Below are 12,865 nucleotides of genomic sequence, written 5' to 3' on the forward strand. Positions count from 1 at the left end.
AATCCCCCGTTAATGGCGGTCGCTTTTCGACGCGCCTCCCGGATGCGGCGCTCCGCTTGACGCCTGGGCGCGGCGCCCCATCTCCTGATCGACCGCGATGACGCGGACGGGCTTGCAGGGGGTGTCCCGGTGTTTACGTCCCTAATCCTCTTTATCGTCCTCGGCCTGACGATCTTCGATGAGGGTCCGGTCGGCGGCGTCCTGCGACGCTGGCTGGTTTCCGTCCCAGCGCAATTTCTGTCGCAACTGTCCCGGGGGCAGTTGATCGGCCTGGCCTGTTTCGCGCTCATCGGAGCGGCGGCCGTCACCCTGTTCGAAGCCGAAGGTTTGAGGCTGTTCGCAATGGCTGCGCCCGAGATGGTCGGCTGGTTCCTGATGTTCGACGTGACCGTGCTGTTCGACCTCCTGGTCCTGACGGTCAGTCTGCACGCCCTCGCCGGCTGGCGGGGCCTCGGCCGCCTGGCGCAAGCGGCGCGGGATCAGGGCCTGCGCCTCTGGGCTAAGGTTCGGACACGGGCCCGATTCCGCGCCCGTCGCCTGCGGCGCCCCCGTCCGCCCGCCTCCGGGTCGCTGGACGACGAGCCGGGACGCGACATCCCCGCCTGGGCCTGACCTTAGCCCCCGTAGCGGCGCTTCAGCAGGGCGTAGCAGGCCCGGATCGCCTGGGCCTCGCCCCCTTCGGGATAGCCGGGCCGGGCGCGGGGGTTCCAGGCGAAGATGTCCATATGGGCCCAGGCGCCGGTCGTCGGCGCGAACCTTTGCAGGAACAGGGCGGCGGTCACGGACCCCGCCTGGGCCCAGGCTGACGGGTCGTTCTTCAGGTCCGCGATCTCGGTGTCCAGAGCCCCCCGATAGCCGGCCCACAGCGGCATCCGCCACAGGGGATCGCCCACCTCGCCCCCCGCCGCCAACAGCCCGGCCGCCAGGGCCTCGTCATCGGTATAGAGGGGCGGCAGGTCCGGCCCCAGGGCGACCCGCGCCGCCCCGGTCAGGGTGGCGAAGTCCAGGGTCAGGTCCGGCTCGTGCTCGCCCGCCCGCGTCAGGGCGTCGGCCAGGATCAGCCGCCCCTCTGCATCGGTGTTGCCGATCTCTATCGTCAGCCCCTTGCGGCTGTTCAGGATATCGCCCGGCCGGAAGGCGTCGGCCGAGACCGCATTCTCCACCGCCGCCACGATCACCACCAGCCGCACCGGCAGATCGGCCTGCATGACCAGCCGCCCCAAAGCGAGGGCGTGGGCCGAGCCGCCCATGTCCTTCTTCATGTTCCGCATCCCGGCGGCGGGCTTCAGGTCCAGACCCCCGGTGTCGAACACCACCCCCTTGCCGACCAGGGCCACCAGCGGCAGGTCCGTCTGGTCCAGCTTCCAGCCGATCTCGATCAGCCGGGGCGCCCGATGCGGCGCGGCCGCCCGACCCACGGCGTGGACGGCCGGGTAGTTCTCCTCCAGCAGGGCCTCGCCCTCGGTCACGGTGATCACGGCCCCGGCGCTCTCGGCGATCTCGCGGGCGATGGTCTCGATCTGCAAAGGCCCCATGTCGGCGGCGGGGGTGTCGACCATCTCGCGCGCCAGGGCGCAGGCGGCGACGATCCGCGTGGTCTCGGCCACGTCCACCCCCTCGGGCGCGACCAGCCTTGCCGGCGCCCGGTCCGGCCGCGCCTTGTACCGGTCGAAGACATAGGCCCCCAGCAGGAAGCCCAAGGCCGCCTTGCCCGCTTGGTCTGGCTGAAGCTCCAGCCGGTACAGGCCGCCGGGCAGACGCGCCGACAGGCCCCGCGCCGACATCGGATCGAAGGCCCCGCCGGTCCCAACCAGCACAGCCCCGATCCCCTCGCCCTGGGGCGCGATCAACAGCTGACCGGCCTTGCCCTCGAATCCGTGCAACCCGGCCCAGCCCTTCATGGCGTCGTCCAGCACGTCCTTGGGTCCAACGAAGCGGATCGGAACAGCGCCCGCCCCGTCTTCAGCGGCGACCAGAAGCGGATGAGATTGGGACATGGGAGGCCTTCTTAACCAACAGTTGACGCGAACCGGCGACTCTGGAGCCGACCGAGGACCGTCAGGACTCCACCCATGTCGCCCATGCCCGCCCTTCTCGCAACCGCCGCCCTGCTGTGCCTGTCGGCCGCTCCGGCGCTCGCGGCCGATCAGGCGCCCGCCCGCGCCCCCGCTTCGGCCGAGGCCCGCGCCGCCTATGAGCGGATGGACGCCCTGTCGCGCTCGGTCTTCTGGGCCAGTGAGCAGCAGACCAATCCGGCCGACCCCGTCGCCGGGGTCAAACTCGCCCAGGCCCTGCGCGAACTGGGCCGCTACGACCAGGCGGCCGAGGCCGCCCAGGCGACCCTGACCGTCCAGCCCGAGAACCTGGACGCCCTGCTGGAGCTGGGCCGCGCCCATATCGCCCGGGGCCAGGCCTTCTACGGCGTCGCGCCACTGGAGAAGGCGCGCGACCAGGCGCCGCGCGACTGGCGGGCCTATTCGCTGCTGGGCGTGGCTTATGAACAGGTCCGTCGCTTCGACGACGCCCAGGCCGCCTGGAGCCAGGCCCTGGCCCTGTCGCCCGACAATCCCGATGTCCTGACCAATGCCGCGACCGCCGCCCTGACCCGTGGCGACGCCCCCGGCGCCGAAGCCCTGCTGCGCCGCGCCGCCGCCCAGCCGACCGCCTCGGGCAAGGTCCGCCAGACCCTGGCCATGGCCCTGGGCCTGCAAGGCAAGATGGGCGAGGCCGAACAGATCCTGCGCCGCGAGCTGCCGCCGGAACAGGCCGAGCGGAACCTCGAGTGGCTGCGCACGCGCGGCGCCCCCGGCGGAGCGGCCGGTTCGACCGCGCCGGACACGGCCCGCACCTGGGATTCGCTACAGGGCGGCTGACGGGGTTTGCGCCGGGTCGTCCCCCGTGCTGGATAGGGCATGGCTTCCTCCCCCCACGCGACCAAGACCTATCAGGCCTTCCTGTTCGACATGGACGGCACCCTGATCACCTCGACCGCCGCCGCCGAGCGCGTCTGGACCCGCTGGGCCCAGCGTCACGGCCTGGACGTGGCGAGCTTCGTTCCCACCATCCACGGCGTCCGCGCGGCCGACACCATCCGCCGCCAGAACCTGCCGGACATCGACCTGGCGGCTGAGGTCGCCTGGGTCGAACGCGGCGAGATCGAGGATGTGGACGGAGTGGCGCCCATTCCCGGCGCCATCGACTTCGTCAAACGGCTTCCGCCCGACCGCTGGGCCGTGGTCACCTCGGCCACCGTGCCCCTGGCGCGCGCGCGACTCGCCGCCGCCGGCGTGACCCCGCCGGGCCTGATGATCACCGCCGAACGGGTGGAGCGCGGCAAGCCGGACCCGGCCGGATATCTGTTGGCGGCCCAGACCCTGGGCTTCGACATCGCCGACTGTCTGGTGTTCGAGGACGCAGAGGCGGGGATCAAGGCCGGCGAGGCTGCCGGCGCCGACGTCGTTGTCGTCACCGCCGCCTGGACCCACCCGCTGGAAACCGCACACCCGACGCTGGCCGACTACGCCGAGGCGCGGCTGGAGATCGAAACCGACGGGCAGCTGAGGTTCGCGCCTCAGGCTGACTGAGCAGGCGTTACGCCGCCGCCGAGATGTAGGACTCGTCGTCGGGCACCGCCTTGAACACGGACACCTTGCTCCTGAGCCGGTCGGTCTCGGCGCGAATGGAGTGGCTGGCGGCCGTGCTCTCTTCGACCATGGCGGCGTTCTGCTGGGTGAAGCGGTCCATCTGGGTCACGGCGGTGTTGACCTCGTCCAGGCCGCTGGCCTGTTCGACGGTGGCGCTGGCGATCTCCGACACCAGACCCGAGATCTCGCGGACCTGATCGACCACCTTGCCCAGGGCCGCGCCCGTCTGGTTGACGAGGCGGGCGCCCAGCGAAACCTGCTCGTTGGAGCTGGAGATCAGGCCCTTGATCTGTTTGGCGGCGTCCGCCGACCTCTGCGCCAGCGCGCGCACTTCCTGGGCGACGACGGCGAAACCGCGACCGGACTCGCCCGCCCGCGCGGCCTCCACCCCGGCGTTGAGCGCCAGCAGATTGGTCTGGAAGGCGATCTCGTCGATCGTGCCGATGATCAGTTCCATCTCGCGCGACGAGGCTTCGATCAGGCCCATGGCCGTCACGGCTTCCGTCATGGTCTGGCCGCTGCGCTCAACATCCGTATGGGCGGAATCGACGGCCTGTTTGATCTTTCCTGCGCCGGCGGATGTGGCGCGGACCGTGACCGTGATCTCGTTCAGGGCCGCGGCGGTCTGTTCCAGGCTGGCGGCCTGCTGTTCGGTGCGCTGGGCCATCTGGTCGGCGGCGGCGCTGACGTCATGGGCGCCTTCGCCCAGGCTGGCGACGCCGCTGGAGATGTCGGCGATCAGATCCTTCAGGCTCTTGAGCGCCGTGTTGTAATCGCTGCGAAGCTTCTCATAGTCCGCCGGGAAACGCTTCTGGATCGGCGACGTCAAATCGCCCTGCGCCAGCTGTTCCAGGGCGGTCGAAAGGTTCTGCACGACTTCGCGCGCCGCCGCGTCGGCGCCGGCGCGGGCCTCGTCGGCCTCCGCCTTGGCGCGGTCGGCCACGGCCTTCGCCTGGTCGGCCTCGGCCTTGGCCAGGGCGGTGTCGCGGAACACCAGAACGGCGCGCGCCATATCGCCCACCTCGTCGGCGCGATCCGCGTCCACGGCAATGTCATTGTTTCCGCGCGCGAGCTGGGCCATGGCCCCGGTCAAGGTCGTGATGGGGCGCGCGATCATGCGGCTCAACATCACCGACAGACCGACGGCGATCCCGATGAGCGCCAGACCGCCGATGACCAGCGCGGCCATTGCCGTGATGATGGCGGCCTCCTGCCGCGCGCCGTTATCTTCAATCCGCCGGACCTGCTCATCGCGAATTTCGCGTAGCGGCAGGACAGCTGCACTGACCAGAACCGTCTTCCCGGCGTCGCGGACAGCCTGTTGCGCCTCTTCGCGCCGCCCTTCACGGACCTCGCCGATCAGCCGATCGCCCCAGTCCTTGCGCCAGGCAAGCGTGGCGACGCGAGACTTTTCAAGCTCTTCCAGCAGCGCGGGGTCGGTGAGCGTGGTCTTCAACTCCTCCGAAACACTGTCGTATTCGTCGCGGCCTTCGAAATAGGATTTGAGATAGGTCTCATCGCCGGTGACGAGGAAACCACGAAACTGGCTGTTTTGGCGGAGGATTGCGGTCTCCAACGCCAGGCTCTTGGAGTGGATGGACTGTGCGAGGTTGTTGCTCTCGGTGGACGACCGGATCGCCATGATGGTGGCGAAGAAGATCATCATTATAACGGCCGCCGAAACGCAGATCGCTACAAATGAAAAACTCAGCTTACGCGGAATGTTCATTGCATTGATCATTACCTGCTCCACAAGAAACACATTCGGGCATTAATCTTGCGCCGAATGGCTTAATAATTCGCTCTTTTTCAAAGCGAAAACATGCACACTAGGCGCCATCCTCATCCCGGCCTGCTGCCGGGATGAGGACCCAAAGTTACGTTAGAAGGTGACGCCGACGCCGGCGCTGACGGTTTGACCACTATCCTCGGTCGGATAGGCGCCCGAGCGATTTTCGGCAGTCCAGTGGATGAGGTTGAACTGGAGGCGAATGACGTTATCCAGGTACCAGTTGACCCCCGCAGTCGCCGCCCAGCCCTCGCCCGCCGTCGGGACGCCGGAGTAATCGATGTTCTCATACCGGGCCAGCAACTCGATCGCGCCGGGACCGCCGTCCAGGACCGGCCTTAGAACGCGTGGCTGCGCGAAGGTGCCGAGGTGAGCATTGTAAGGCGGCAGTTCGCCGGTGAGGAAGTAGCCGCTCGACAGGCTCCAGGCTTCGCTGACGAAGTCCGGCCGTCCCGCATCTAGTTCGGCGTTGCGCTTGCCCGCCTCGCCCATGACCCAGAAGGGTCCGGCATAACCGCCGGCTTCGACGCCATAGCCTCGCGTGCCTGTGCCGCCGGTCAGGGTTCCGCTCGAGACCCGCAGGGCCCCATTGAAGCGGCCACCGATCGACGTGTTGCGCGTCAGAGACCCGGCGCCCTCGGCCAGTTGCTCGTCGAAGCCCCAGGCGCCGAGGTGAAGAGTGGCGCGCTCGGTCTTGACCGGATTCCAGTGGACCCGCCCCATTAGCGTCTGGCTGTCGGAGACCACTTGGCGGTTATCGATATAATCGCCGCTGAGGGTCAGCGAGGCGTGCCCGCTCTTCCAGAACACGCGCGGCATCAACGAAATGCCGTAGAAGCCACGCTGCGGAATGATGGCGGTCGCGACGACGTTGCGCTCCAGGAAGGGCGGAGCGTCAGAGCCGCTCGAACCCTCGAAGCTGCGGTCGTTGAACATGTTGCCGAAGCGGACATCGTAGGACATGTCGCCGACCTTGTCGCGCCAACCGACGAAGGCCGTGCCCACGTCGGACACGTTGTCGGCAAAGTCGTTTTCGAACTGGTAGAAGAAGTTCGGACCCGCAGAACCCTCGATCCCGATCCGCAGGGCGCGCATTCCGGTCGTCGTGATGTTGCGCGCGTCATAGTCCGACCCAAAGGTCGAACTGGCGTGGCTGATGATACGGCCGCGCATTTTGAACCGGTATTTGCCGTCCGCGGAATAGAAGGCCGGCAGTCCGCCTTTCCATTCCGTCGTCACGCCGGCGGTGTTGTTGGCCTCGGCGCGGGCCTGGTCAGCGGTCTGTTCCGCCAAGCCGGGCTGCACGATGTTGGTCGCGAAAAGTTCTGCTGCGCTGTCGCCATCTGTGCTTGCGCGACGCGGAACGCCTGGCGTCCGAACCGCAGCCGAAGGTGACGGAGCGGCCGTTCCGACGGGTTTGGCGGCTTCGATCGCATCGAGCCGGGCGCGAAGCGCGGCGATTTCACCAGCCTGGGCGCGAACCAGAGCAGCAAGCTCAGCCTGATCGACAGATTCCGTCTGTGCGAAACCAGGGCTGGCGAAAAGAACAGCCACTAACGCCGTACCAGCAAGAAGCGTATTTTTCATTTCATGATATTCCCTGATTGTCCCGAAGACCCGCATCAATATTCGAGTGCACAAATATTTGGAGATCACGGTTCAGTTTACTTATGTTTCTGCGCCATTTTGATGCGATACATTTCTGCAATCACATCGAAGTCCATATTGCTTGCACCTCAAGCGCGCGCCCTTATCGGAACGAACGAAGATTTAGCCCACACAATATTGGTACAAATACATACGTAAAAACCCCTAACCCCTAATCGGCCCTGCCGTCATTTATTGGTTTTGAGGTTAACTTAACGATAATCGCCAATGCGTAGCTTCCCCTATACGTTCGGATCAATTTTATTGGGATTTCAATATTTAACCTTCTGAAAATGTTTGGCGTTGCACATGTCTTCGTTCATGGCTGAATAGATTTCAGGCCGATCTAGGCGCCCCTTAATATGAATGCGGAATTTATGTCAGCGTCATACATATCGCGCCCGACAATCATCAATACTGATTACCTTTAGACCGATGCAGGCAAATATAGATGAAAAGCGTGCATCGACAGCATACATATGCGCCCTTTCCTGAAGTTCAGAGCCCCAAGAATATTGGAAATATGAGCTTGAAGACTGACGGCACGCAGGACTTTTTACTCACAGCCGACAGATGTCGCGCTATGGGCTCGACCTTTATCGCCTCTGTCCTAGAGTCCGTCGTCGCCCAGTTGCCACGCGCCCCGGTCAGCGCCGCCATGATTCGCAACTGGCCGGGCGACCCAGCGGCAGCCGCCCTTGCCCTGCGGGTCAACGGCGCGCTCCACGCCCTTGCGCGGCGGGAAACCCCAAAGCGGCTCGCGCAGCTCTACCGTGGAGAGCACAACGACTTCGACGGCGCCATCGCCGCCGCGTTATCGGAACAAGACCATTTCATCGCCGACTGGCTTCGGCACCCGACCCAGACGAACGAGGTGGCGCGGGCAGGCGCGACCATGGCCGCCCTGATGGCGTCAGCGCGCCGATGGGGCATGCCGTTCGAACTGCTGGAATTGGGATCGAGCTGCGGTCTGAACCTCAACCTCGCGCACTACGCCTATCGCCTGGGCGGCACTGAGGCGGGGGATCGCGTCTCTACTGTGCGGATCGAGCCCAGATGGCGGGGCGCGCCTCCGCCAATGGTTCCCGTCTCGATCGCCACGGCGCGTGGGGTGGATCTGCACCCTCTTGACGCGTCAGATCCACAGGACCGCGAGCGCCTTCTGGCCTTCGCCTGGGCCGACCAACCCGCCCGGATAGATCGCCTGGAGAAGGCGCTCGAGATCGCGCACGCCCATCCGCCCCAGGTCGATCTGGGTGACGCGCCCGCGTGGCTGGCGCAGCGTTTGGCAGAGCCGCAGCGGGCAGGCCATTGCCGGGCCGTGGTCCACACCATGTTCCTGCAATACCTCGACCAACGTCATCGCGCCGACCTCGCGGCCATACTGGATGCGGCCGGCAGCCGGGCGACGCCGGACCACCCACTGGTCTGGATCAGCTTTGAATGGACGGCCGACCGCAGCGAGGTCGAATTACGCCTCACATCCTGGCCTCGCGGCGAGACGAGGGTTCTGGCGAAATGCCACCCCTACGGCGATGCAATTGAGTGGCTGAACGACGAAACGCTCGCCCCCTAGATCGCCTTGATCGCCCCGCCATCCAGCCGGATCAGTGATCCGGTGACATAGGCGGCGAGCGGGCTGGCCAGGAAAGCGGCGATGGCGCCGAACTCCTCAGTCGTCCCGATCCGCCCGACGGGGATGGATTTGACGGATGCGGCCCTGGCCTCCTGCGCCGTGACGCCGGTGCGTTCGGCCGTCGCCTGATCAAGGCGTTCGATGCGAGGCGTATCGATCCTGCCCGGCAGCAAGGTGTTGACCGTCACCCCGTCCGGCCCGACCTCGTTGGCCAGCGTCTTGGCCCAGGCGGCCACCGACGCCCGCAAGGTGTTGGACACCCCCAGGGCCGCCGACGGCTCGACTACGGTTATCGAAGCGACATTCAATATCCGCCCCCAGCCGGCGGCCCGCATCCGCGGCAGCACCCGATCAGTCAGCCGGAAGACCGACAGCACCATGGACTCGAAATGATCGCGCCAGACCGAGGGCTCCAGCCCCGACACGCCCGACGGCGGCGGCCCGCCGGTGTTGTTCAGCAGGATCTCGATATGTCCGCCCAGCAAATCCTCCGCTAGGTCGACGGCCTTCAGCAGCGCCTCGTGATCGGCCAGGTCCGCCGCGACCACGACCGCCCGCCCCGGTCCTGCTGCGTTCATCTCGTCCGCCACAGCCTGAAGCTTTACCGCATCGCGCGACAACAGGGCCACATGGACGCCTTCCGCCACCAAGGCGGTCGCTACGGCGCGGCCCAAACCGGACGAGCCGCCACAGATCAGGGCGCGCTTGCGGGCGAGTTTCAGGTCCATGTCGGCTCCATGCTTGGGTGGGGCTGCAGATATCGGGTTTCCGCTGCGTCAGTGCAACGCGACGTTAACCGAAGCGGCGCACCATCCTTCTCATATGGCCGCCAGAAGCTGTCTGGATCGGCCTTGGAGGGCCGGCCCATGTCGACCAAGATGACCTCGAGCGTGCGTCGCCATAGCGACCATTTCGAGCCGCAGGACACCGATCCCCACGAGCAGCGCCGCCTGCGCGGCCAGCTGGAGCAGATCGATTACGCCGCCTATATCGCCAACAAGGAACTGATCGGCCACACCCTGACCGGGCTGGACGCCGCCTCCTTGCAGAAGCTGGCGGTCCTGACCGCAGGCGCCCGCGCCAAATGGGCCGCCGAGGCTCTGCGCCTGGCCCACTCGGGCTCGCCCGTCACCGCCGACCAGGTCGCCCGCCTGACCGCCGCCCGCACCGCCTTCGACGAGCTCGCCGAAGTCTACGAGGCCCTGCGACGCATGGTTGAGCGGGGGTATGCGGTGTTGAAGCCGTCCTAGACGGAACGCCTGGTGGAGCCGAGGGACGCCAGAGGGATCGGTTTCGTCGGCTATGGACGGCTCTGCGACTCGGGCGTTGGAGCCGAGCAGCGGAGTCCGGAGATGGGCCAGAGGCTCGTCGGCCGATTGCGATCGCCAAACCCTGGTCGCGTCAGCCGGGTGTCCGACACCAGGCCGCCGTCGGTCCTGCCGTCGAGCATGATGCCGACCACGTCCCGAAGGGAGAAGACCGAAAGCAGGGCGACGAGGTCAGCAATGTCGGGACCACTTAAGACCTGCTCGATCCGAGCCCGCAATCGCTGGGGTCTAGGATTTTGGCCCCTTAAGCAGACCACTTAAGAGCTGCTCGGATCGAGCCAGAACCCCTTAAAACGTGCCCAATCTTGCAGCGCCCTTTAAAATATCAGCGATGATTGGCTCCGATAGCGCCGATCCGGGCGCGAAGTCTTAAACTCGCGAAGTCGGGCTTGGCATTGTCTCGCCCGTCCTCGTGCGGCGGCCGGAGCAGGCTCACGCAAGAGCGTTGCGTTCTGCGCAACACATGTGCCGGATCGAGCGATAACGACCCTCCGGCGAACCGGGTAGTCGGCCCCTGCACTTCGGGGGATATCGAATGAAGACCGCACTACTCGCCGCCGCCGGCCTGAGCGCCCTGGCCCACGCCGCCCATGCCCAGACTCGGGGTGCGACCCCGGTCGACGAAATCGTCGTCACCGGCACGCGTTCACCAGGCCGCGCCGCCTTGGCCGCGTCGACGCCGATCGACGTGGTCTCGGCCGAGACCCTGGCGGCGACCGGCTATACCGATCTGAACCGCGCGCTGAACCAGCTCCAGCCGTCGGTCAACTTCGCCCGCGCCGCGACGACGGCGACGGCGGCCAACACCCGGCCGATCACCCTGCGCGGCCTGGCGCCGGACCAGGTCCTGGTCCTGGTCAACGGCAGGCGGCGACACGCCAACAGCGTGCTGAACGTCAACAACAGCGTCGGACGCGGCACGGCGGGCGTCGATCTGGACGCCATTCCCGAGAGCGCCATAGCCCGGATCGAGATCCTGCGCGACGGCGCCTCCGCCCAGTACGGCTCGGACGCCATCGCCGGGGTGGTCAACATCATTCTGAAATCCGATGCGGCGGGCGGCGCGGCCTTCGCCTCGGCCGGAGTGACCGGCGAGGGCGACGGCGAGACCTGGGCGACGGGCGGTCATATCGGCTTCGCTCTTGGCGACGGCGGCCATCTGACATTGTCGGCCGAGGCGCGCGGGCAGGCCGCGACCAATCGCGCCCATGTCGATCAGCGGTTCGGTCGGGTGGGCCTGAACGGCCGCAGCTTCTTCGTCCGCGCCTCGGCCCGGTTCTGAAGATGAACCGGCGCGATCTGGTGGCGGCCGCCCTTGGCCTGGCCGCGACCCGTTTCCTGACGCCCGGGAGCGCGACGGCCGGAGATGGCAAGGCGGCGTCGACCGGCTATCCCTTTCCGCTGGGTGTGGCCTCCGGAGAGCCTTCGACGGACGGCTTCGTCTTGTGGACGCGGATTCCCGATCAGCCGACGGACGTCGAGGTCGGCTTCGAAATCGCCGAGGACGACGGCTTCCGGCGCATCGTGCGTCGCGGCCGGGCGATCGCGCATCGATCGAGGGGCGGGGCCGTGCATCTGGAGGCGACGGGGCTGGAGGCCGGCCGGTCCTATGCCTATCGCTTCCATCACGACGCGGCGGTCAGCCGCACGGGACGGACCGCCACCTTGTCGGCGGCGCCGGAGCGTCTGCGCCTGGCTCTGACGTCTTGCCAGCATTGGGAGCATGGCTGGTTCACCGCCTATGCCGACATGATCGCCGCGGCGCCGGCTGCCGTCCTGCAGGTCGGCGACTACATCTACGAAAAGTCGTTCGGCCAGGGCCCCGACGTGCGCGCCTTCGGCGCCGCGCCGCCCGTCAGCCTGGCGGACTATCGGGCGCGGCACGCCCTGTACCGCACAGATCCGCACCTGGCGGCCGCCCATGCCGCCCTGCCCTTCATCGTCGCCTGGGACGATCACGAAATCGAGAACGACTATGGCGGCGAGGTCGCCGGCGTCACCGCCGATCCGGCCGCCTTCCTGCATCGACGGGCGGCCGCCTATCAGGCCTATTTCGAACATATGCCGTTGCGGCCCAGCGCCTTGCGGGGCGACGGCGGCGTGCAGTTGTATCGCCGTTTCGGTTTCGGCGACCTGGCCACGGTCCATGTGCTGGACACGCGGCAGCATCGGACGGCGGGTCCGTGCCGCGTCGCCGGCCATCTGGGCGGCCGAATCCTGGAAGACTGCGCCGCGGTGTTCGATCCCGAGGCCAGCATGCTGGGACAGACCCAGGAGACTTGGCTGACGGACGGCCTGACGGGCGACCAGGCGACCTGGACCGTGCTGGCGCAGCAGACCTTGTTTTCGCGCCTGGTCCTGCCGACAGGTCCCGAGGCCCGGTATTCGGATATCTGGGACGGCTATCCCGCCAGTCGCGACCGGGTGTCGGCGGCCTTGGCGGAGAAGCCCAATCCGGTGATCCTGAGCGGCGACGTCCATTCCTTCTGGGTCAACGACGTGCTGCGCGACTTCGCTCGGCGGGATCGGCCGCCGATCGCGACCGAGTTCGTCACCAGTTGCCTGGCCTCGCGAAACGGCCCCGAGGCCTTCTTCGGGCCGGCCAAGGGTCTGAACCCGCACGTCCGACATCTGGACAATCGGCGGGCCGGCTATGTGCTGCTCGATTTTGACCGGACGCGACTGACGGCGGATCTGCGCGCCGTCGACGACCTGACCGATCCGGACAGCGCCTGCCGCAGCGCCGGGCGGTTCGTGGTCGACGCCGGGCGGCCCGGCGCCCGGCCGCTGCCGGCCATAGACTGACGTATTTCGGTGATGC

General features: G+C 67.0%; 11 protein-coding genes. 7 read left to right on the top strand and 4 right to left on the bottom strand.

From position 1 onward, the window contains the following. Window positions 1-129 precede the first annotated feature (129 nt). The gene (locus tag ACW170_RS02755; RefSeq protein ID WP_492088188.1) at window positions 130-612 is read left to right on the top strand and encodes a hypothetical protein; all 483 of its coding nucleotides are present in this window, start codon (window positions 130-132) and stop codon (window positions 610-612) included. 2 nt (window positions 613-614) lie between these two features. Here ACW170_RS02755 and ACW170_RS02760 read toward each other — a convergent pair whose 3' ends face one another. Continuing rightward, window positions 615-1,997 carry a leucyl aminopeptidase family protein gene (locus tag ACW170_RS02760; RefSeq protein WP_492088189.1) on the bottom strand — a complete coding sequence of 461 codons (1,383 nt, stop codon included), beginning with the start codon at window positions 1,995-1,997 and terminating at the stop codon, window positions 615-617. Between the two features lie 75 nt (window positions 1,998-2,072). On the opposite strand from ACW170_RS02760, the gene ACW170_RS02765 reads away from it, so the two are divergent. After that, entirely contained in the window at window positions 2,073-2,873 is an 801-nt protein-coding gene (locus ACW170_RS02765; protein WP_492088190.1) for a tetratricopeptide repeat protein, read from the top strand. A 39-nt stretch (window positions 2,874-2,912) separates the two neighbouring features. Then, on the top strand, window positions 2,913-3,584 hold the full coding sequence (locus ACW170_RS02770) for an HAD-IA family hydrolase (protein WP_492088191.1): 672 nt from the start codon (window positions 2,913-2,915) through the stop codon (window positions 3,582-3,584). Between the two features lie 7 nt (window positions 3,585-3,591). Here ACW170_RS02770 and ACW170_RS02775 read toward each other — a convergent pair whose 3' ends face one another. Both ACW170_RS02775 and ACW170_RS02780 read right to left on the bottom strand, forming a co-directional pair. Continuing rightward, on the bottom strand, window positions 3,592-5,310 hold the full coding sequence (locus ACW170_RS02775) for a methyl-accepting chemotaxis protein (RefSeq protein ID WP_492088192.1): 1,719 nt from the start codon (window positions 5,308-5,310) through the stop codon (window positions 3,592-3,594). 216 nt (window positions 5,311-5,526) lie between these two features. Further along, window positions 5,527-6,726: an OprO/OprP family phosphate-selective porin gene (locus tag ACW170_RS02780; protein ID WP_492088193.1), complete on the bottom strand. Its 1,200-nt coding sequence runs from the start codon at window positions 6,724-6,726 to the stop codon at window positions 5,527-5,529. An 883-nt stretch (window positions 6,727-7,609) separates the two neighbouring features. On the opposite strand from ACW170_RS02780, the gene ACW170_RS02785 reads away from it, so the two are divergent. Beyond that, window positions 7,610-8,656, top strand: a complete 1,047-nt coding sequence (locus ACW170_RS02785) for a DUF2332 domain-containing protein (protein ID WP_492088194.1) — start codon at window positions 7,610-7,612, stop codon at window positions 8,654-8,656. Here the strand turns inward: ACW170_RS02785 and ACW170_RS02790 are convergent. Further along, complete coding sequence (locus tag ACW170_RS02790) at window positions 8,653-9,444, bottom strand: SDR family oxidoreductase (protein WP_492088195.1); 792 nt, start codon at window positions 9,442-9,444, stop codon at window positions 8,653-8,655. The two genes, ACW170_RS02785 and ACW170_RS02790, sit on opposite strands and share 4 nt — an antisense overlap. A 138-nt stretch (window positions 9,445-9,582) precedes the next feature. Between ACW170_RS02790 and ACW170_RS02795 the strand changes: the two genes are divergently transcribed. From ACW170_RS02795 to ACW170_RS02805, 3 genes are all read left to right on the top strand, one after another. Next, complete coding sequence (locus ACW170_RS02795) at window positions 9,583-9,966, top strand: hypothetical protein (RefSeq protein ID WP_492088196.1); 384 nt, start codon at window positions 9,583-9,585, stop codon at window positions 9,964-9,966. A gap of 613 nt (window positions 9,967-10,579) precedes the next feature. Further along, window positions 10,580-11,326 carry a TonB-dependent receptor plug domain-containing protein gene (locus ACW170_RS02800; protein WP_492088197.1) on the top strand — a complete coding sequence of 249 codons (747 nt, stop codon included), beginning with the start codon at window positions 10,580-10,582 and terminating at the stop codon, window positions 11,324-11,326. 2 nt (window positions 11,327-11,328) lie between these two features. Beyond that, complete coding sequence (locus tag ACW170_RS02805; RefSeq protein WP_492088198.1) at window positions 11,329-12,849, top strand: alkaline phosphatase D family protein; 1,521 nt, start codon at window positions 11,329-11,331, stop codon at window positions 12,847-12,849. Window positions 12,850-12,865 lie beyond the last annotated feature (16 nt).

The sequence above is a fragment of the Brevundimonas sp. FV2ps16 genome, assembly GCF_058681075.1.